We start from the raw sequence: 20875 nt of genomic DNA, 5'->3' as shown, positions 1-20875 counted from the left end.
AAAAATGAAGGAAATAATCAAAAAATTAGTTCCATATACTCCTCCTAAATCAATTTCAGAATTAAAAAAGGAATTTTCACTTAATCACATTGCAAAATTATCTGCAAATGAAAATCCTTATGGAACTTCTCCTAAAGTTGCTAAATCAGTGATTGATGCCGTTCCTCAAAATGAGAACTACTATCCTGATGGGAATGCTTCGGAACTTCGAAGTTTAATTGCTAATAAATTATCTATAAATGTCGATCAAATCTCTTTTGGATGTGGATTAGATGAAATCATTGCAGTAATTTCTAGAGTTTTCTTAACCCCAAACGATGAGATCATTGTTTCAAACCCAACTTTTTCCGAATATGAGCTAAATGCAGAAATTGAAGGTGCTAAAACGGTTAAAGTCCCTGTCAATTCAAATACCGGCTCAAATAATTTATCCAAAATGCTTCAAGCTATCACTTCCAAAACCAAAATCATTTGGATTTGTAACCCAAATAATCCCACTGGTGGATACAATTCTACCAGTGAATTACGAAAATTTATTCAACAAGTCCCTAATGATATTTTGGTTGTTATTGATGAAGCATACATTGATTTTGTAACCGTTGATGGTCCTGCTTCTGCCATTGAATTACTAAATGAGTTTCAGAATGTCTCAATCATGAGAACTTTCTCAAAGGCTTACGGGTTAGCAAGTTATCGAGTTGGTTACGTAATTTCATCTTCTAAAAATACTAAGTATTTAGAATCTGTTCGTCTTCCTTACAACCTGAACCAATTATCACAAGTAGCTGCTATTGCGGCTCTCAAAGACCAATCATTCTTAAAATCAGTGGTTGTAAAGAATGCTGAAGAAAGAAAAAAATGGGAACAATTCCTACAAAAAAATAGCATCGATTTTTACCCTTCACAGACTAATTTCATCTATTTTAAAATTAAAAATTCATCAGCGATTGAACATGCCCTTCTCAAAAAAGGTTATCAAATTAAATCATATTCTCCAACAGATTGGTTCCGTATTACAATTGGAACTAAAGAAGAAAACCAAGAAATTCAATCAATTATTAAAAAATATAAATAAAACCTGTTAATCACTTTATAATCTGTGATCAACAGGTTTTTTTCATTAATTTTGGGAACCCATATCGTAAGCTACGTATACATATCCATTGGATTTTACGCTAATTCCAATTCCAATTTCATTCATTTCAGAATTCAAGAAATTATCCCGATGGCCCCAGTTAGAAGCTGCATCATTATACATCATTTCATGAATATCATTTAAAACTGCCGAATTCAAACTAGTTCTAAGATAATCCATTCCAATGTTTTCAGCTATTTCAGAGATTTGGTACCCCTGTGTACTAGCCAAATCCATTGCAATAAAATTACCATTATCATCAACGTGACTAAAACTAGTTGTAATCTGCTGAGCTCTTTGGTCTGCAACATTTGATAAGGTGGCATTAAAAGTGTAAGGACTAATCCCTCGCGATTGTCTTTCTTTATTAATTTGATCTAAGGCAACTTGTTTGGCTGCATTAATATCAGCTTGGTTAATTGGCTTATTAACGGCCTTTTTTTGTTTCTTGGTCTTCTTAACACTGTGTTTCTTTTTGCTTTGTTTGTGCTTTTTATGTCCATGCGCAGAAATTCCAATCGTTGCAGTAACTGTATAAGCATGGGCAATTGTTAAAAATGTTGATGTTGTGGTTGCAAATAAAGCAGCTCCTAACATCACTAATAATTTTTTCTTCATATAAATAACTCCTATTTTTTTATAAATAGTATTTTATATGAAAATGCTCAATTTGTAAACTAGAAAAGTATCTTTTACAAATTAATGATATAATTGAAAAAATACATTGGGAAGTGAAACCATGACTGAGGAAGACCAGATTGCTCATTTTTGTTGCGAAGTTGGAAAAACACTATTAATTAGTGGGGCAGAAATTAATCGTGTCGAACAGACTGTTGAATACATTGGCCAAAAAACTGGTTTAGATTTACATTGTTACGCTGATTTAAATATGTTGTTCGTTTACTATCATGATGGGATGAAAGATCAAGCTTTAAAGGTCCGTGAACATCAATTAAATTTTCAAAAAGTTGATGAAATCAATGATTTATCTAGACGATATGTTGCTGGGGAAATTGGGTATGATTTTTTACAAAGTGACTACTATCGAATTAAAGCAAAAGTAATTGATTTTCCATTATGGAAAAAAATTTTAGGAGCTGGTTTAGTTTCAGTTGCTCCAATGTTACTATTCCACACGCCTTGGTATAATCTGTTAATTGCTTTTTTTGTTGGTATCCTAGGATATCTTGCGTGTCTTGGAATGCAACAATTTACTAATAGACCCTATTTAGATGTTGCTAGTGGAGGATTAGTAATTGGAATCGTTGCTGCAATTATTTATGAAATTCTCCCATTTAGTAACTTAGAAACAGTTTTATTTAGTGCTCTCATGCCATTAGTCCCCGGAGTTGCGTTGACGAACTCATTTCGTGAATTCATGGCAAGGAACATTTTATCAGGAGTGATTCTATTCATCGATGCTACAACAACAGCTTTAGCAATCAGCAGTAGTGTTATTATTGGACGTTTGCTAATTACATGGGCATTAGGAGGTCATTTATGATTTTATTAATTGAATTTATATTTGGCTTTTTATCAACTTGGGGATATGGAATCATTACAAACGTTCCTAGAAGAACCCTACTATTTTCAGGATTAGTTGGCGCACTATCATGGACCGTTTATATCATTATCTCTGGAGTTACTACTAACGTAATTATTCCTAACCTTATGGCTGCGATTATTATTGGATTATTTGCAAACATTGAAGCCGTCATTATTAGAACTCCCGTTAACTTAATATTCGTTCCAGCCGTTATTTCACTAGTTCCCGGAGCTTTATTCTACAAAAGTATGGAATTATTAACTGTTGGAGCTAATCAATCAGCAATGGGAAAGTTTTTAAAAACTGGTTTGATCGCAATGGCTTTGGTAATTGGATTTATTATTGGTGAAATTATTTTTACTTTAGTTAAACCATTGATCATTAAACTATCTAAAAGAATCAATCACAAAAAAAGTTGAAATCAAAAGATTTCAACTTTTTTCTTTAACTAATTTTTCTTTTCATGAACGGGAGCGACTCCGATTTTTGAAACCCCGTCGTCTTTTCTACAATGTATAAAGGGCGTTCACGAGATTGTTCAAAAATACGGTACAAGTATGCATTCATGATTCCAGAAGCAATCATTAAACTACCGATTAACCCAAACATTGAAACGATTACAAATTGAAGGGTATGAAAACCAGTAAACAAACTTACGATTCCATAAACTCCACCAAATAATAACGATAAAGTACCTAAAAATGTAACCAATTTTAATGGTAAATCTGAAAATGAAGTTAATCCATTTGCGGATAAATGAAGCATCTTAGATAATGGATATTTCGTTTTCCCAGCAACTCGTTCTTCTCGTTCATATGGGACAAAAGTTTGTTTAAATCCAACCCAACTAACCATCCCTCGAACGAAAGGATCAGGTTCGTTCATCTTGGATAAAACATTAATTACTTTTCGATCCATTAAGCGAAAATCACCAGTATCCATTGGAATATCAATACTTGCAACTCGATGTAAAATCCGGTAAAAAGCAGCAGCAGTTACCTTTTTGAACCAGCTCTCGCCGTCTCTTTGAATTCGTTTCCCATAAACAACGTCACTGCCATCTTGCCACTGTTTAATCATTTCTGGAATTACCGATGGTGGATCTTGTAAATCTGCATCCATCACAACAACAGCGTCCCCTGATGCATATCTAATTCCAGCCGTAATTGCTAATTGATGTCCAAAATTACGTGAGAAACTTATTAAACGAATATTATTATGCTCTTGTGAAGCTAACTTTATAATATCAGGACTACGATCGCTACAACCGTCATCAACAAATACTAATTCATATCTTTCTTTTTGACTATTAACATAATTTTCTAGGACTTCAATCGTTCTTTTAATTCCAGGTTCTTCATTAAAAACTGGTAACACGATCGAAATCAATGGATTGCTATTTCTTAACATTATTTATAACCTCCCTATTTGTAAATAGTTGATAAATCGTAAAGGGTTCCATTATTACCACCCATCATGCCACCACCGTTGCTAGGCATTCCTGATTTCTTATTATTTCCAGATGGCTTTTGTGATGGTTTCTGGGATGGTTTTTGACCTGTCATCTTTTTACCAGACATCTTCATCCTACTTGGCATTTTATTCATTCCTGATGATTGATTTGTTTGCTTAGAACTGGATGTGCCACCGTATTCGCTGGCTTTTACTTTAGTTGCATTTTTCTTGATCCAGTTAACGATTGAGCTATTTGCAGAACCAGCCTTACCACCAGAGTAGTAGTACTTCAATTGACCAGTTTTTACTAACTTCTTGAATTGAGTTAATGTAATTGCCGGGTCAGTTCCATTGAAACCACCCATTGCCATAACAGCTTTACCAGTTTTTACAATGTATGGAGCCGCAGTTGATGAATCATCAGTTGCAAATAAATATTTGGCATTTCCTTGATTCTTTTCAACGTACTTCAACAATTTATTGTTAACGGAACCACTACCAATGCCACCCATGTTGTTTCCGCCACTAGTTAGTAAATCGGGACCAGCGGTTGGAATTGCTGCAGATTCACCAGCAATTGCAGGTGTCATTGACCAAAAACCTGGTGCCAGCATAATGGCAACTAAACTCCCCAATGTGAACGTTCTTAATGACTTCTTGGGGCGAATTAATAAAACAATTGAAAGTACACTACCGACTATGACTAACAACCAAGCAGCCCACATGTAGTAGCTACTTAAGTACCAGGCTTGTAGAAATGATGTTGAAGCAACAGCTAATGGTAATAAGTACCGTTTCCAATCACGGAACGTTGCGCTTTTTAGTTGCTTGAACATCGTTACGAATCCAATTCCGAAGAAAGCGGCAATTGGTGGTGCTAACATGATCGTGTAGTATGGATGAAAGAAACTAGCCACGGAGAAGAATCCGTATACCGGAACTAACCAACCAGCCCAAAGAACAATTTCTTTTTGTTGTTCAGTTAATTGAAGTTGGTACCATTTCTTTTTACGTTTCATAAAGTATACAAATGAACTGATTAATCCAAAGATTGCAAATGGTAACATCCAACTTATTTGTGGTCCTAGTGCACTTTGGAACAATCTAAATGGTCCAGCTGTTCCGATGTTGAAGGCACCACCTCCACCACCGGCTCCCATACCACCTTTTTGCTTTCCGCCGGGTTGACCAGAAGGCTTCGTTCCACCAGGTTGTTGAGAACCAGAAGGTTTAGTCCCCTTACCAGGATTCCCTTTCATTCCTTGAGGCTTATTTTTACTGTTAGATCCACCAGGTTGACCCATTTGACCACCTGGTTGACCACTCTTACTCTTACTTTTACTGCTATTTCCCATTCCTGGGAATGCTCCACCAGTTCCAGTAGTTTGACCTAATAAACGCTGAGTCCCATTGTATCCAAACGCTAATTCCATCACAGAATTATGTTGAGAACCACCTTCATATGGTCGTTTACTAGCTGGTGTCATATCAACTGACAATGGCCAGATTAACGTGAAGATAGCCAGTACAACCGTTGCTGCTGATAAATGAGCAAGTTTCTTTTTCCAGTTGTAATGAGAGGCAATCCAGTAAAAGATAACGATTGCTGGTAATACCATAAACGCTTGAAGCATTTTGGTATTAAATGCAATCCCGATAATTGCAAAACTAATCAATAATTTCCAGATACTCTTAGTATCAACTGCTTTTTGAACAAAGTAGAAAGCTAATAGTAAGAAGTACACTAACGTTGCATCCATATTATTAGTTCTAGAATCTGCAACTACGATTGGTGTAATTGTCATTATTAACGCTGAAAGGTTCGCTGCCAATCTACCGAACTTCGGTTTTACCAAACGGTAAATTAGATATACGGAACCAATCCCAAAGAGCACTGATGGTAATACAACACTCCATTGATGAACCCCGAATATCTTAGCACTAATTGCCATGAACCAAAGTGCAACTGGTGGCTTATCAACAGTTATATATCCAGCAGGATCAAAACTAGCATACCAGAAGTTTTTCCAGCTTTCCGTCATACTAGTAATCGCCGATGTATAAAAATCATTGGCACTCCCTGACTCCCAAATTTTCCATGTATATAGCAATGCTGATGCGACCAATATAACAGTTAAGAACCAATCAATTTTAAATTGGTGGTTCGACTTTGGTCTTGATCGAATGTTTTCTTGATCTGACATTTTCGATTGCCCCTTTCCTTTATTGAATATCTGTATTCTAAAGGGTGAACCATAAATCAACCTTAAAAAATAAAATTAAAATGATATTTTTTCTCAATCAAGTTACAATATTATCTATTAGGAGTGATTACGAATGAAAAATTTAAAAATATTGATCGTTGAAGATGATGAAGCATTAGCGAAAAGCATTGCAACTTTTTTAAAACCCCTTGGTGAAACAGCAATCGCAAATGATGGTCTCACTGGAACTCAAATGGGCCAGGATAACATCTATGATATTGCCATTTTGGATTTAATGCTCCCTGATCGGGATGGCTACAGCGTACTACATCATTGGCGTAACGAAGATCATTTATCATTACCAGTTTTAATATTAACTGCTAAAGATACAATTGCGGATAAGGTTCAAGGATTTTCAAACGGAGCCGATGATTACCTAACGAAACCATTTCATCGTGAAGAATTAATGATGCGAGTTAAGGCAATTCTAAAACGTTCTGGTCGTTTAGGAGCTGAAAATCAATTAGTTGTGGGACCATTTCACGCTGATCTAGATAATCACACGATTGAAATCAATGGTAAACAAGTTCAATTGAACGGAAAAGAATATGATTTATTAATCTACTTTATGCAGAACCCCAATATTATTATTACCAAGGATCAAATTTTTGATCGATTATGGGGATTTGATTCTGAAACAACATTAACGGTTGTTGAAGTTTATATGAGTAACCTTAGAAAAAAAATTAAACCATTACTAGATCAACAACCAATCAAAACATTGCGAAATGTCGGATATATTTTAGAAACGGAGTAAGTAATGAAGGATAATCCACAGAAAAAACAACAATTCAACTTATTTATTAAAGAACTATTTGCCTTTGCACTAATATTTATTAGTTTAGGATTCGTGATTTACTTTTTCTTTAATCAATCTATATATAAAAACATTGACCATAGCCTTAATTTTCAAAAGACCCAATTAATTCATCCAAAACAACCTAAACAACAACAAAGACCCATGCAGCCTCAATTTACTCATGGGCGTAACTTTTCTCAAGGTCCATCAGTAAACAGTCCTTTTCGAACAACTCAACTGGTTTTCAATAAAAAGGGCAAAATTGAAAATTCTGCTTCGATTGGAAATCGTAATTTTAAATTATTGAACACAGCTCAATTGGATAAAAGAACAGTAAATAAGGTTCTAGATATGAGTCTTTCTTATGACGGAATTGTTAGCCATTTTCGTTCATTATTAATTAAAATTCCTAACTCAAATACTGATAAACGAGTTGCTGGTAAATACGTTCTATTGTTAGAAAACGTTGATAGTGATTTATTGGCAATCAATAGCTTTAAAAATTCGTTAGTTGCAACGCTGTTAATTTTCTGGCTATTAGCAATTATTGTTGCTTTCTTATTGTCCCGTTCCTCAATGAAACCAATTCTAAAATCATGGCAACGCCAAAGCGAATTTAGTTCAAATGCTGCTCATGAACTTAGAACCCCATTAACAGTTATTCAAAACCAAATGGAAACGTTACTTACTAAACCGAAAGATACCATCATGAATCAAGTTGAAGCTGTTTCAACGACCTTAGATGAAACGAAACATCTTAAAATTTTGACTGATCGATTACTAATGTTGTCCCGTTCCGATTCAAATATCATTCAAATAAATCGTCAATCAACGCCAATTAAGCCTTGGTTAACTAATATTATTCGTCCCTATAAAGAAATAGCCATTAGTCAACAAAAACATTTTGAAGAAAGAATTCAAACTGATTCGTCAGCTAATATTGACGCAGATTTAATTCACCAGTTACTTACCATTATCTTTGATAATGCATTTAAATATACTAAAGCTAGTGACACAATCAGTATTTCTGCAACTAATAATGAACATTATCTAACAATAAAAATAAGTAACTCTGGTCCTTCAATTAGTGATGAAGATAAAAGTCACATTTTTGATCGGTTCTATCGAACGGATAAATCAAGGGCATCTTCGACTGGTGGTTATGGGCTCGGACTTTCAATCGCTAAATGGATCGTTAACGAACATCATGGTCGAATATCAGTAAGGGATTTACTTCCCCACGGAATTGTCTTTTCAATCCAAATTCCACTTCATTAGAGATATATAAAATATTAATCGCTCCAACCTTAAACGAAACTAAAAAATGAATTAAGAAAGATTAGCAAATAATGAATTTCGTTGTTTCTAATTATGATAAATGGCATCCTTAATTACAGGGCAAGAATCCTTTATAATTTCTTCATAAGACACCCTAAAAATATCTTCTATCTTGCCCTTATTCAAAGAGCCATATCCAATACTTAAAAGTAATGGATATGGCTTTTTTTAATATTATTAAAATTCACTAATTAAAATATTCATGTTGAATTTTCTTAAAGCTAGCTAGTTTTGTTAATCGATGTAATAACAACATTGCAATTACAGATCCTGATATTGCACCACCAAAGAAACGTGGAGTAAATATCCACCAATATAAATTGCTAGTAGTACCAGTATAAAGAACCATTATTGGATAAGAAGCCAATGAGCCTAATAATCCAGTCCCAATAATTTCTCCTAATGCTGCTAACCAAATATTCTTACTATATTTATAAAAGAATCCTGCTAATAAAGCACCAAAGAATGCCCCGGTAAATGCTAATGGTGGAATTCCAAAAAGTAGCATTCTCATTGCAGCGCATATTAATGCCATCAAAACTGTATATTCTGGTCCCATTAAAACTGCAGCAGTAACATTCATCACACTCGACATTGGTGCCATCCCTTCAATTCTAAATATTGGAGACAAAATGAAGTCCATTGCAATCATTAATGATAAAATCGTTATTTTTTGTAATTTAGTATTGTTATTCAATTATCTTATCTATCCCTTCATTGCTATGTTACTAGGCCAACTTTGTTTTTCATAGGCCATTGTCCAAAATAGATATTCATAACGCGTTGTGTTAATAAAAATTTGTTCTAACCTCTTTAGATAATTTTTATCCAAATCAGAAGTGAGCTTATCCAACAAACTGATGGTCCAATTAGTTAGTTCAGTATATTCATTACTGCAATACATTTTGATCCAGTTTGAATATAATTCACTTTTTGCCCCAGGTGTATCTACTAATTTTAAGCCAATTTGGTTGTAACTCCACATACACGGTAATAGTGCAACGATAACCATTTCTAATCCACTACTTTGTGCCACTGATAACATGTAGTTGGTATAGCTTAACGTAACTGGAGTTGGTTCTGCGTTTTCTAATTCATTTTCACTAATTTTAAACCGCTTTGCATATTGACGATGTAAACCCATTTCCGTATTAAGAGTTTCAGATAACAAGTCAGCAAACTTTGCTTCAACTTTTAAATCATTAGCCTTAAATGATCCTAGAGCAAATAATTTTGCATAGTCTTTTAAATATAAATAGTCTTGAATCATATAAAACCTAAATTTTTCAACCGGCAATGTTCCAGCAGCTAATTCCTTTACGAATGGGTGTTGATGATTAGCTTCCCAAATACTACCTAAATCATTAATTAATTGTTCACTAAATTTCATTAATATTATCCTTTCTTAGTATTTAACCATTCATACATAAATTTAATTAATACTTTGGTATAGTCTACTAAATCATCAATCGAAACTGATTCGTTAACAGAATGCGCTTCTTCAATTTGTCCTGGTCCATAAATAGCAGCTGGAATTCCCTTATAACCAAACCAACCACCATCCGTAACACTTGGCGACACATCTTCTACTGCTGTTGTTTTGGTAACCTGTTCATGGGTTTGTTTAAGCATTTTTACAGAATTAGCATCCTTATTCAAATCTAACGCTGGAAACACTTCACCGCGGTCTTCAATCATGGATTTACCACCCCACTTGTACAATGGCATGTGATCCTTCAACCAAACATCTGCTTTTGCCACATTATTAATATGAGTTTCAACTTCTTTAATTACTTCCTTATAATCTTCATTCGGATAAAAATGCACTGTTACCCACAATCGACATTCATCCGCAACAAAAGCAGCGTTTCGACCACCTTCAATTACTGCTGGATTGATCGTATCTGAGCCAGGTTCAACACCAGGATAGCTTTTATTAATTGACCAATCTCGTTCTAATTCATTAAGTCCTTGAATGATTTTCATCATTTTTTCAATTGCACTTGCTCCACGTAACTTACCACCCGCGTTAATCATTTGCCGTCTCGTAGCATCGTGAAACGTCTGATCACTTTTTATCGTTATCCAACCAGTAATAACACCACCTTGACCTTGAATGTGAAAATCACTAATGTCACCAACAATTGCAAAATCCGATTTATAGCCATGTTCAATTGCAGCTAAGGTTCCAGCTTCACCACTTTCTTCGCCAATAACAGATTCAAAGGTTAAATTGCCAGGTAAATCGATTGCAGAATTTCTCAATAATTTTATCGCAAGTAACATTGCAGCCATAGCTCCTTTCATATCCGCAACACCACGACCATATGCTCGATTCCCTTTAACCAATAATTTAAATGGATTCGAATTCCATTTTTCGTCCTTTTGTAATTCTGCAACGTCAATATGCCCATTTAAAATCAAGTTTTGGTATGTGCCAGAATTATTTTTTGATGAAGTTCCAACAACTATTGAATCGTCGCGGTACATCTCCCATTGATCAACATTAAAATTTAAATTTTTCAAGAAATCCACAATAAAACCTTGAGCTTCATTAGAATTTCGACCGGGTGGATCTAAAGTTGGGAATGACACCAATTTATCTAATAATTGTAAAAGCTCATTTTTACTTACTTTATTAATAACTTCATCTATTTCAGTCATAATAACCTCCTAATAAAATTATTTTCTATTAAATTATCTAATCTAAAAATATCATTTCAAAAAAATATTTTAAAACAGTTTAAAAAATAATTAATTAGTATGTTTCGATCAAAAAAATCAGAGACTTACAATAATTATCTATATATTTATGAGATTTATTTTTAACATTATCAATATAAGTAAATCCACCCCACCTCATATGACAATAATTTGAAAAAGACTGTAAAGGAGATATTACTTGTCTAATAGAAATATTGTTAGCTATGGATCCGAAAGTAAGCGAAACTATTAATGTTTTATTAGCAAGTTTTTTCTTCTCATTACCATAAGCGAATCCCTTAGTAAATACATCTTCAATCCATTTCTTTAGTAAAAAGGGCGTAGACCCCCAATACACCGGAAATTGAAAAACAATTACATCTGCTTTAATAATCTTTGATTGTTCTTGAGTTATATTAAATTCATAATTATTATTATTTAAATTTAATATATCAATTGTTGCATTAGAAAGTTTCTTTTGTAAGTTGCTAATAATATAATCGTTTAACATTGAATTAGATTTAGGATGTCCAGAAATAAATAATACATTAGACATTTAAAAGCCCCCTTAATTTCCAAGATTATCCCTTAAAGTTTTACCTGTATATTGCTTTCTAAATAATTCTCTTTTTTGCAAAACTGGTACAACATAATTAACAAAGTCTTCTAGAGATTCTGGATAAGTTGGTTCCATAATATTAAATCCATCTGCTCCATTATTGTTAAACCATTTTTGCATCATGTCAGCTATTTCGTCTGGGGAACCAACAACAGTTGCATGACCTCCTCCAGCAGCTAATCTTTGGAATAATTGTCTAACAGTTGGTTTATCAACATCTACAATTCTTTTTATAACTTCATAGCGACCTTTTGGTCCACTAAATTCATCAACTGATGGTAATTGTGGAACAGGACCATCTAAATCCCACTTACTAACATCTTGATTTATAAAATCACCAAGTTGTGCAACTGATTCATTTAGTGGTAATAAATCGTCTAATTTCTTCTGTTTTCTTACAGCTTCTTCATGTGTACTGCCAACGTAAGGAACTAATCCTGGTAAAATTAATGGGATGTTTTTAGGACGTGAAAACGAATCAGCTCTTCGTTTAATATCATTATAATAATTTTGTGATTCTTTTAAATCCCAAGCTACTGAATAAATCGCATCAGCATATTTAGCTCCTAGGTTTTTACCTTGTTCCGATGCTCCTGCTTGAAAAATAACTGGATCTCCTTGTGGAGATGAAGGTATATTTAAAGGACCCTTTACATTAAAGTATTTTCCTTTATGATTAATGGGCTTAATTATGGAACGATCAAGCCATTGATTATTCTTATAATCATCAATAATCGACTCTTTAGGAAAAGAATTCCAGAGTTGTTTCATAACACTTATAAATTCATCAGATCTAGAATAACGTTCAGAATGATTAGGTAACCTACTTAGTCCATGATTTTGAGCTTCTGCATCAAACATGGATGTTACAATATTAACACCTGCTCGGCCATGACTAATATGATCTAAACTTAAAATTAATCTTGCTATATTATATGGATCATATAATGTTGAAGAAACTGTAGGAACTAAACCAATGTGTTTTGTTTTTGTTGCAATAGCTGTCATACATGTTATTGGCTCTAGAAAATATGAAACTCCACCATAATAGCCACCCATAATCGATTGGCCGTCAGCTAAAAACAAACAATCAAATTTACCACTTTCTGCAATCTGTCCTAATTTTTGAAAATATTCAATATTTCCGACTTGATCAATACTACTATTAGGTCTTTTCCAAGCTGCTCCATGATGACCTGAACTAAATAAAAGCGCTCCTAAATGCATCTGCTTTTTCAATTTAATTTTCCTCCTATACATAAGCATAATTAACAATAATAAATTGAATCTGAAGTAATTGATTTCTAATTTATTAATATAGATAAATAAAAAGCACTCCTAAAAAGAAGTGCTTTAAATATTTTTCACAATAAGACAATATTTAAACATTCACTTCCCTACGCTAGTATTAACTAGTTCAAGTTCAAAGGGTTTCATCTCAGCTATAAAAGCACCCCTAGTGATTTTTATTCTTCTGTTATAATAATAATAAAGTGATTGGAATCAATAAAATTACAATTCCTACTATTATATATTGAATCAATGGAATCTTAATTTGCTCTAAGTGTGTCCTTGGAGCATCCTCAACAAAACCATGCGAAAACATTGCTTTAGTAAGGTTATCTGACCAACGCCACGTCTTTAAAATCGCTTTAAAATACAATTTGGGAGACCAAAAAGATAGGTATGTTCCCCGCATTAACGCTGCAGAACGAATTTCATTAATTGCAACTTGGACTTTGCCAAACAAATTCATTGCTCCATAGACTCCATAAACAACCTTTGTTGGAACTTTAAAAGTCTGTTCTAACGTCATAGCAAACTGACGAGAATTATTAACTTGGATAAAAGCTGCCCCCAAAAAGATATAAGCATAGATTCTCGTAGCAAGCACTTCCCCCTTAAATGGACTTCCAAAGGTCCTTTGCGCAATGTAAGTCCCAATTGCAGGGAGCAGCGGTGAAAAAATCAATGCATAAATTATTTTCTTGCTTGGATGATTTGTTAAAACGATAATTAAACAAATTAGCATTATAATAATATTAATCGGGATTACATTAGTAAATGTAATTTCAAGTCCTAAAATCAGAACCATTAAAAAACTTAGTACCGGATTCATTTTTTCACCACTTTCATTTCCGTAAGAGTTTTGTTTTTAAATTGAACATAGTGATCAATAATTGATTCTAAGCCGTTCAATTGATGAGTAATGATAATAATCGTCTGACCAAATTTATTTTTTGCATCAATCAATAGCTCACATACAACCTGAATTGAGTGATAATCCAATCCTGCAAAAGGTTCATCCATTAACAAAATTTTCTGCCCCATAATTAACATTAATAATATTTGTAATTTTTTCTTTTGCCCGCCACTTAACGTGTAAACAACTTGATCCTTATGTTCAAATAAATTCAGCTGTTTTAACCACTTGTTGATTAGTTCGTCTGAAAAAAGATTAGTAACTGAATTTTGTTTCGATAATTGGATCTCCTCTTTAACCGTCATCATAATAAATTGCGTATTGGCTTCTTGAAAAAGCAAAGCCACATGTTTTAGATATTGTCTGGTCTTAATTTTTTGAATTGATTTCTTATCATACAGAATTGTCCCAGTATATGGGAAAGCTTTAGTCATCGCTTTAAATAATGTTGACTTTCCTACACCGTTCTCTCCTTGAATGATAGTAATAGCGTTTACACACCACTTAAAATCACTAACATTCAATAACACTTGATCATAATTATTTAATTGTAACTGATTTAACTGCAAATTAAATTGAAATGAAGGATTCTCATCAACTTTAACAAATTGAAGCTGTTCTTGATTAAAGTTTGCAGTTAATGAATTGATTTCAGATTTAGATAATTGTTTAATGGTATGTTGCTTTAATTCAAAAATATTCTTGGTTATATCTTCATAACCACTTAAATCATGATCAACAATAATAATGGTTTTCTTAAGTTGACGTAAAACGTTCATCAATTGTTTACGACTTTGTTGATCAATATTTGCAAATGGTTCATCTAAAACAATAATTTTAGAATCCATTGCAATGATGACTGCCAAAGCAATTTTTTGTTGTTCACCACCAGATAAATGATTAACTGGATGGTCAACAATGTTTTGTATTCCAGTAATTTTAACTGCTTGCTCAATTCTTTTAGAAATTTCTTTAACAGGAGTACAGATATTTTCGAGAGCAAATTGAATTTCTTGCCTCCCTGTTGGCATTGCAAATTGTTGATCAGGATTCTGAAATAACATTGCTACCCATTTGCTCCGTTCTTCTTTAGAAATTTCAGAATCTTCCTTACCGTCAAACGTGATTGTCCCCTTAATTGCTAAATTATCATCAATGTTCCCTTCTGTAATTAATTCACATAATGTTGATTTACCCATCCCAGAAGGCCCTATTAATAATGATATTTGTTGACTTGGAAAGGTTACATCAACATTGGTTATTAATGGTTGTTGATCAACATAACCTAAAGTTAAACTATGCAATTGAATTGTTGGCATTATCTTCCTCCAAATTTATAAATAAAAAGCGGCACCTAAAAAGGAACCGCTGAATCAAATCATTATAGGTATAATCTCAGCCAGCTGGCACCCCAAAATTAATTCAATTTAATTAAACTATTTGTTCGCAATCTGGCTTCGATTCAGCAACTTATTAATCAACAATGGGAATGGGTCACTGAAAATCCAAATTGAAATAAATCTAACAATGAACATAACCACTAATAAGCCAAATGCGTATTCGTTGTAACCGTTCTTAAACCAATCCCAAGCAAACGTGATGATGGTGGTAAAAACAGCCCCAAGTGTTAAACTCACATGATTATATTTCTTATATCCAGTTAGGGCAAAACCTGCTTCAGCACCAGCACCTTGAATAATACCAGATACAACAGCCATTACGCCCCATTGACTTCCAACTAACATTTCAACTACTGCACCAAGTACTTCTCCAAACAAAGCTGCACCAGGTCGTCTCAAAATCAATCCTGCTAATGGTCCCGCAACAATCCAAAGTCCTAATAGCATATCGTTCGATAATGGTTGTAATCCAACTGGGGTTAATGCTAATTGTAACAGATTATAAGCAAAACCAGCTAACCAAAAAATAATCCCACAAACAATTGAAATCAAAGTTAGTAAAATAATTGATTTCAAATTCCATTTTTTTAATGCCATAACTCTTGTCTCCCAACAAATAATTTATAGATTTCAAATTATAACTCACTAAAAAAGGCACTCCTCGAAAAGGAGTGCCTAAAAATATCACTATTAATACATCGATATTTAAACATTCACTTTCCTTCCGCTAGTCCTGACTAGTTCAAGTTCAAAGGGTTCAATCTCAGCTATTTATAGCGCCCCTAGTGATTTATTAATTTGATTTTTAACAATTAAAATCTTAACTTAAAAAAGAATTAAATGCAAGTTAAAATAAAAAAGTAAAGTCGACAATTTTTTTAGATTGTGATATATTATTTTCGTAATTAAATAAATTAATGTCCACTGGGGTGCCATTAGGCTGAGATCATACCCATTGAACCTGACTCTAGATAATACTAGCGTAGGAAACGTGGTTAAATAATCGAATGTATTAGGCGATTAATTATAAGCAAATTCTGGAGTTAGTGCGGAATTTGCTTTTTTATTTTTCAGTGGAAATAATCATTTAGGAGGAATTCAAATGAAAGAATACCCAGAAGCTCTTACGATTGCTGGAACTGATTCTGGTGGTGGTGCTGGTATGATGGCTGATATTAAAACGATGCAGGAATGCCATGTTTTTAGTACAAACGTTGTCGTTGGTGTCACAGCCCAAAATACGCTTGGCGTTCAAGATGTTTATCCTTTACCCTTGGAAATGCTAGATAAACAGTTCAAATCAATTGATGATGACTTTCATATTAAGGCTTGTAAGACCGGTGCTCTGTTTGATGCCGAACACGTGAGAAACGTTGCTCAAAATATTAAAAAATACTCATTCGGAACTTTAGTAGTTGATCCAGTAATGGTTGCCAAAGGAGGTGCCAAACTACTTAGTGATGATGCAATTAATGTTGTTATCAATGAACTATTACCATTGGCGACAATCGTTACTCCCAATCTACCTGAAGCTGAAACAATCGTGAAACATTCGATAAATAATGATCAAGATATTATTAAAGCTGCAAACGAAATTAAAACTTTAGGAGCTAATAATGTTGTTATCAAGGGTGGTCATTCAAACGGTCCAGTAAATAAAGATTACGTTTTACTCGCAGATCGAACTCATTTTTGGATGAGCGGTCAACACGTCAATTCAAAAAGAAAACATGGTACTGGAGATACCCTTTCATCAGTTATGGTTGCGGAACTTGCTAAAGGATCTACGATTGAAAAAGCAATTAAAAAAGCTAAGAGATACCTTAATCAAATTTTGCAACATGAAATTCATGTTGGCCAGGGCCATGGTCCGTTAAATCATTGGGGAGCTGAAGAGTCTAATGTTGAAATTTAAACCAGAATATCTACAAGTATATTTTGTTGGTGGAACCCAAAATATTGATGGTAATGTTGAAAAATTTTTAAACCAAGTTGAACTTGCTTGTCAAAATGGGATTACAATGTTTCAATATCGTGAAAAAGGGCCTCATTCATTACCTGATAATAAAAAATTAATCGTTGGCTCAGCCATCAGAAAAATCACTAGTAAGTACAATATCCCGTTAGTAGTTGATGATGATATTCAATTAGCACATCAAATTGATGCTGATGGCATTCACGTTGGCCAATCAGATACGCCAATTCAAGAAACAATTAAAGAAGCTGACGGTTTATTTGTTGGGTTATCTGTACACGATTTAAAAGAATTATCACAAAGTAATCTTAAAAATGTTAACTACCTTGGTGTTGGTCCAATTTTTCAAACTCATAGTAAAGTTGATCCAAAACCTCAGATTGGAACTAAAGGATTAAGAACTGTGATGAATCATGTTTCTTTACCAATTGTTGCAATTGGGGGAATTAAAAGCTTTAATGTCAAAGAGGTTCTTCAAACTGGTGTCCAGGGAATTTCAGTCATTTCAGACATTATGAAATCTAGTAACTTAAAGGATACAATTTCAATGCTAAAAGGAGAAAAATAATTATGACTTCAAGACTAGAGATAAAGCAAAAATCCCCTGTCATTTTAAATGTTGCTAACATGGTTACCCCACAAAGAGTGGCTGACGCCATTAATTTCTTTGGGGGCTCCCCTATCATGTTCACTGACTCAAGAGAAGCAGAAGACTTAACTGCGATTTCTTCAGCTGTTGTATTTAATCTAGGTTCAACGAATAAAGAACGAATCGATAATATTTTAAAAAGTGGAAAAGTAGCTAATAAAAATAAAATCCCTGTAATTGTTGATCCTGTCGCTGTTGGTGCAACTCAATTACGTCACGAAAATTTCATGTTAATTAGCAAACAACTTCATTTTTCAGTTATTCGTGGTAATGCCGGTGAAATTGCCCATTTAGCAAATGTTCCTTGGCATGCCAATGGAATCGATGCTGGCAATGGTTCTGCAGATATTGCAAAAATATCAAAAATCGTTGCTAAAAAATATAATTGTTTTGTTGTTACATCTGGCCAATACGACATCGTAACTGATGGAACAGAAACTTATGAAGTAAAAAACGGTCATCCTTTTTTTAAGACCAATGTTGGTTCTGGAGATATGTTGGATGGTGTAATTGCAGCTGCTTTAGCATGTACAAACGATTTACAAACATTAGCTTGGGGCACTTCTCTTTTCAGCATTTGTGGTGAAATAGCTGGCAAAAAATATCCTAATGATCCAGCTTCTTTCATGCTTGAATTTTTTAATCAATTAGCAAAAATAGATGATAAAAAAATCAATGAAAATCAAAATATAATTACAATATAGGGATTAAGTCAAATGAATAATAAAAACTTCTTCGTTAGTTTGAGCCAACGAAGAAGTTTTTTAATTAAATATACCGATAAATACTGAATCTATAGTTTTATATCGTCAATAATGAGATTAGCTTTATCATCAATAAACTTAAAATTTTCTATATTCTATAATCAGATTTAGTAGTTTTATTGATAATTTCACTGAAGAATTCGTTAATGTCATTATCATACTTAGGTTTATGAACAAAAATATATGATATAGTTTTCATATGAGGAGAAATTCATATGAAAATAAATATTGATCAAAATCACTTAGAAGAAGTTAAAGATATCTTTCAAATGCTTAGTAATATTAATCGTTTAAAAATACTATATTTAATTGACCACAATCCGTTACCAGTAAATAGCATTGCTAATCAATTAAGCTTAGAACAATCAGCTGTTTCACATCAGCTGAAAGTTCTTCGTGATTTTCAACTAGTAAGCGTTAAAGCCATAGGCAAAAGCAAGGAATATCAAGTTGATGATCCGCATATTTTCGATATTATAAATGAAGCAATCGAACATTCAGATCACGTTATTAGGGGTGTTAAACATGGAAAATAGAGAACGACTAAGTTACAAAGCAATTCATATTGAAATTTTTTCTAATTTTTGGATGGCATTAGAATTTATTATTGCAGTAATCGCAGGTATTCAAGCCCACTCAATCCTATTAATTGCTTTCGGCTTAGATAGCATTCTAGAAGTAATTGCTGGTTGTATTTTAATCTGGCGGTTACATAAGGAATTTAAAGGCGCTGATATCAATAACATAAAAAAAGCTGAAGAAAAAACAGAATTATTCATTAACTGGATATTATTATTACTGATTGCTTACATTGTTATTAATTCTATCTATAACCTATGGACTCATGAAGTCCCAGATAATAGTACAAGTGGACTATTGATAACTCTTGGGTCGATTATTGTAATGCCAATTCTAATTAAATTAAAAAGGAACCTAGGTAAGAAACTAAATTCCCATGCACTAATTGAAGATAGTATATGTAATCTTACTTGTTTTGCATTAGCTACAACTGTTTTAATTGGATTGTTTTGTAACCAATTCTTTGGTTTCTGGTGGGCAGAATCAATTGCATCATTATTTGTAGCGATTTTAATTGCAAAAGAAGCAATTAATGAACTAAGAGAATAATCAATATTAAATTGTATTTCTACTATTAACTCGTTTAACTTAAAAACAGATTTATATTTAGCCCAGAGTAAAGACACTACTTTCGTTTTTTCTACATTTTTCCTTCCTTCTTCAACTGGGCAATCATTTTTAACGCTATGTAATCGATTTGATAACCTCTCAATTCTTTCTTCATTTTAGGCGATCTCACTTTAGGAACAGGTTTTAAGCCTTTAATACCTTCGGCATTAAAAATTATAATCCAAGAGTAAAATTGAGAAGCATTAATATCAAACTTAGCAGCAAATTTACTTAGACCCATCTTATGATTTAAATAATATTTAATCGTCTTTATTTTAAAAGATAAGTCATATTAGATCTTATGGTGTTTTACACGAAGACCAATATAGCCCTGTTCTTTCCACGTATTGATCCATCTCCTAATAACAGAAGAATCCGTATCAAGTTCTCTAGCAATAGAGTTCATTGATTTATCGTCATTTAAATAGGATTTAACAGCTTGATATTTATTTTGAAAATTATATTAGTCATAAAAAAGTGCTCCAAAATTATTAGATTTTGTCTAACAATTTTAGAGCACTTCATAAATTATAAGGGATGCTTCATTTTATTTATTTTCGCTCATAAACAATAATTCAGGATCTTTTACGGTATAGTCATTAATATGTTCTTTAAAATTAATTAAATGCGGGGTTTTTAAATGTGCATCGAGATCAGCTTGATTATCCCAATGTTCTAAAATTAAATATTTTTCAGTATTATTTATATCTTGATAATGTCCATAAGCAAGATTTCCTTTGTCCTTAAGTGACTTAGTAACTAAGTCTTCAATAAATGAAAGATACTCTGCTCGTTTATTAGCATCGATGGTAATTCTTACGTTTACAATAATCATGA

23 protein-coding genes, 1 pseudogene and 3 riboswitches are annotated in these 20875 nt (G+C 33.1%); of the genes and pseudogenes, 10 read left to right on the top strand and 14 right to left on the bottom strand.

The features are described from left to right. The first annotated feature begins 4 nt into the window (after positions 1-4). Entirely contained in the window at positions 5-1075 is a 1071-nt protein-coding gene (gene hisC, locus AC3B6G_RS07705; RefSeq protein WP_489849833.1) for a histidinol-phosphate transaminase, read from the top strand. Between the two features lie 45 nt (positions 1076-1120). Here hisC and AC3B6G_RS07700 read toward each other — a convergent pair whose 3' ends face one another. Beyond that, the gene (locus AC3B6G_RS07700; RefSeq protein WP_489849832.1) at positions 1121-1753 is read right to left on the bottom strand and encodes a CAP domain-containing protein; all 633 of its coding nucleotides are present in this window, start codon (positions 1751-1753) and stop codon (positions 1121-1123) included. Between the two features lie 121 nt (positions 1754-1874). Between AC3B6G_RS07700 and AC3B6G_RS07695 the strand changes: the two genes are divergently transcribed. Beyond that, on the top strand, positions 1875-2639 hold the full coding sequence (locus tag AC3B6G_RS07695; RefSeq protein WP_489849831.1) for a threonine/serine exporter family protein: 765 nt from the start codon (positions 1875-1877) through the stop codon (positions 2637-2639). Further along, positions 2636-3100: a threonine/serine exporter family protein gene (locus tag AC3B6G_RS07690; protein WP_489849830.1), complete on the top strand. Its 465-nt coding sequence runs from the start codon at positions 2636-2638 to the stop codon at positions 3098-3100. Before AC3B6G_RS07695 ends, AC3B6G_RS07690 begins: the two co-directional genes overlap by 4 nt. A gap of 25 nt (positions 3101-3125) precedes the next feature. Here the strand turns inward: AC3B6G_RS07690 and AC3B6G_RS07685 are convergent, their stop codons facing one another. Together AC3B6G_RS07685 and AC3B6G_RS07680 are read right to left on the bottom strand one after the other, a co-directional pair. Then, complete coding sequence (locus AC3B6G_RS07685) at positions 3126-4091, bottom strand: glycosyltransferase family 2 protein (RefSeq protein WP_489849829.1); 966 nt, start codon at positions 4089-4091, stop codon at positions 3126-3128. Positions 4092-4105: 14 nt separating this feature from the next. After that, complete coding sequence (locus AC3B6G_RS07680) at positions 4106-6340, bottom strand: glycosyltransferase family 39 protein (protein ID WP_489849828.1); 2235 nt, start codon at positions 6338-6340, stop codon at positions 4106-4108. A gap of 133 nt (positions 6341-6473) precedes the next feature. On the opposite strand from AC3B6G_RS07680, the gene AC3B6G_RS07675 reads away from it, so the two are divergent. Both AC3B6G_RS07675 and AC3B6G_RS07670 read left to right on the top strand, forming a co-directional pair. Further along, on the top strand, positions 6474-7157 hold the full coding sequence (locus tag AC3B6G_RS07675; RefSeq protein WP_489849827.1) for a response regulator transcription factor: 684 nt from the start codon (positions 6474-6476) through the stop codon (positions 7155-7157). A 3-nt stretch (positions 7158-7160) separates the two neighbouring features. Then, a complete protein-coding gene (locus AC3B6G_RS07670; protein ID WP_489849826.1) occupies positions 7161-8477 on the top strand; it encodes a sensor histidine kinase in 1317 nt (438 codons plus the stop codon). A gap of 247 nt (positions 8478-8724) precedes the next feature. Here AC3B6G_RS07670 and thiW read toward each other — a convergent pair whose 3' ends face one another. From thiW to AC3B6G_RS07630, 8 genes are all read right to left on the bottom strand, one after another. Next, positions 8725-9234, bottom strand: a complete 510-nt coding sequence (gene thiW, locus AC3B6G_RS07665) for an energy coupling factor transporter S component ThiW (protein ID WP_489849825.1) — start codon at positions 9232-9234, stop codon at positions 8725-8727. A gap of 9 nt (positions 9235-9243) precedes the next feature. Beyond that, a complete protein-coding gene (tenA, locus tag AC3B6G_RS07660) occupies positions 9244-9927 on the bottom strand; it encodes a thiaminase II (RefSeq protein WP_489849824.1) in 684 nt (227 codons plus the stop codon). A 5-nt stretch (positions 9928-9932) separates the two neighbouring features. Then, positions 9933-11201, bottom strand: a complete 1269-nt coding sequence (locus tag AC3B6G_RS07655) for an acetylornithine deacetylase (protein WP_489849823.1) — start codon at positions 11199-11201, stop codon at positions 9933-9935. 94 nt (positions 11202-11295) lie between these two features. Continuing rightward, positions 11296-11796 carry an NAD(P)H-dependent oxidoreductase gene (locus tag AC3B6G_RS07650; RefSeq protein WP_489849822.1) on the bottom strand — a complete coding sequence of 167 codons (501 nt, stop codon included), beginning with the start codon at positions 11794-11796 and terminating at the stop codon, positions 11296-11298. A 12-nt stretch (positions 11797-11808) separates the two neighbouring features. Next, complete coding sequence (locus AC3B6G_RS07645) at positions 11809-13098, bottom strand: LLM class flavin-dependent oxidoreductase (RefSeq protein WP_489849821.1); 1290 nt, start codon at positions 13096-13098, stop codon at positions 11809-11811. Positions 13099-13236: 138 nt separating this feature from the next. Further along, a riboswitch (TPP riboswitch) is annotated at positions 13237-13327 on the bottom strand. A 9-nt stretch (positions 13328-13336) separates the two neighbouring features. Then, the gene (locus AC3B6G_RS07640; protein ID WP_489849820.1) at positions 13337-13978 is read right to left on the bottom strand and encodes an energy-coupling factor transporter transmembrane component T family protein; all 642 of its coding nucleotides are present in this window, start codon (positions 13976-13978) and stop codon (positions 13337-13339) included. After that, on the bottom strand, positions 13975-15381 hold the full coding sequence (locus AC3B6G_RS07635; protein ID WP_489849819.1) for an ATP-binding cassette domain-containing protein: 1407 nt from the start codon (positions 15379-15381) through the stop codon (positions 13975-13977). Before AC3B6G_RS07635 ends, AC3B6G_RS07640 begins: the two co-directional genes overlap by 4 nt. Before the next feature lie 117 nt (positions 15382-15498). Beyond that, positions 15499-16059, bottom strand: a complete 561-nt coding sequence (locus AC3B6G_RS07630) for an ECF transporter S component (RefSeq protein WP_489849818.1) — start codon at positions 16057-16059, stop codon at positions 15499-15501. Positions 16060-16163: 104 nt separating this feature from the next. After that, a riboswitch (TPP riboswitch) is annotated at positions 16164-16256 on the bottom strand. A 121-nt stretch (positions 16257-16377) separates the two neighbouring features. Next, a riboswitch (TPP riboswitch) is annotated at positions 16378-16470 on the top strand. 94 nt (positions 16471-16564) lie between these two features. Between AC3B6G_RS07630 and thiD the strand changes: the two genes are divergently transcribed. The 5 genes from thiD to AC3B6G_RS07605 all read left to right on the top strand — a co-directional run bounded on the left by thiD (position 16565) and on the right by AC3B6G_RS07605 (position 19978). Beyond that, complete coding sequence (thiD, locus tag AC3B6G_RS07625; RefSeq protein WP_489849817.1) at positions 16565-17377, top strand: bifunctional hydroxymethylpyrimidine kinase/phosphomethylpyrimidine kinase; 813 nt, start codon at positions 16565-16567, stop codon at positions 17375-17377. Beyond that, the gene (gene thiE, locus AC3B6G_RS07620; RefSeq protein ID WP_489849816.1) at positions 17364-18005 is read left to right on the top strand and encodes a thiamine phosphate synthase; all 642 of its coding nucleotides are present in this window, start codon (positions 17364-17366) and stop codon (positions 18003-18005) included. The genes thiD and thiE overlap by 14 nt, the downstream gene beginning before the upstream one ends. A gap of 2 nt (positions 18006-18007) precedes the next feature. Further along, positions 18008-18790 (top strand): hydroxyethylthiazole kinase, encoded by a 783-nt coding sequence (gene thiM / locus AC3B6G_RS07615; protein ID WP_489849815.1) that lies wholly within the window; start codon positions 18008-18010, stop codon positions 18788-18790. Positions 18791-19065: 275 nt separating this feature from the next. Then, on the top strand, positions 19066-19386 hold the full coding sequence (locus AC3B6G_RS07610; protein WP_489849814.1) for an ArsR/SmtB family transcription factor: 321 nt from the start codon (positions 19066-19068) through the stop codon (positions 19384-19386). Beyond that, complete coding sequence (locus AC3B6G_RS07605; protein ID WP_489849813.1) at positions 19376-19978, top strand: cation efflux transmembrane domain-containing protein; 603 nt, start codon at positions 19376-19378, stop codon at positions 19976-19978. The genes AC3B6G_RS07610 and AC3B6G_RS07605 overlap by 11 nt, the downstream gene beginning before the upstream one ends. Before the next feature lie 91 nt (positions 19979-20069). Here AC3B6G_RS07605 and AC3B6G_RS07600 read toward each other — a convergent pair whose 3' ends face one another. The 3 genes and pseudogenes from AC3B6G_RS07600 to AC3B6G_RS07590 form a co-directional block, all read right to left on the bottom strand. Beyond that, positions 20070-20312: a helix-turn-helix domain-containing protein gene (locus AC3B6G_RS07600; protein ID WP_489849956.1), complete on the bottom strand. Its 243-nt coding sequence runs from the start codon at positions 20310-20312 to the stop codon at positions 20070-20072. 18 nt (positions 20313-20330) lie between these two features. Beyond that, positions 20331-20480: pseudogene (locus tag AC3B6G_RS07595) on the bottom strand (helix-turn-helix domain-containing protein); the annotation flags it as partial. 105 nt (positions 20481-20585) lie between these two features. Then, positions 20586-20873, bottom strand: a complete 288-nt coding sequence (locus AC3B6G_RS07590) for a putative quinol monooxygenase (RefSeq protein ID WP_489849812.1) — start codon at positions 20871-20873, stop codon at positions 20586-20588. Between the last annotated feature and the right edge of the window lie 2 nt (positions 20874-20875).

The sequence above is a fragment of the Nicoliella sp. ESL1149 genome, assembly GCF_058107265.1.
This window is presented reverse-complemented; position numbering and strand designations above follow the sequence as displayed.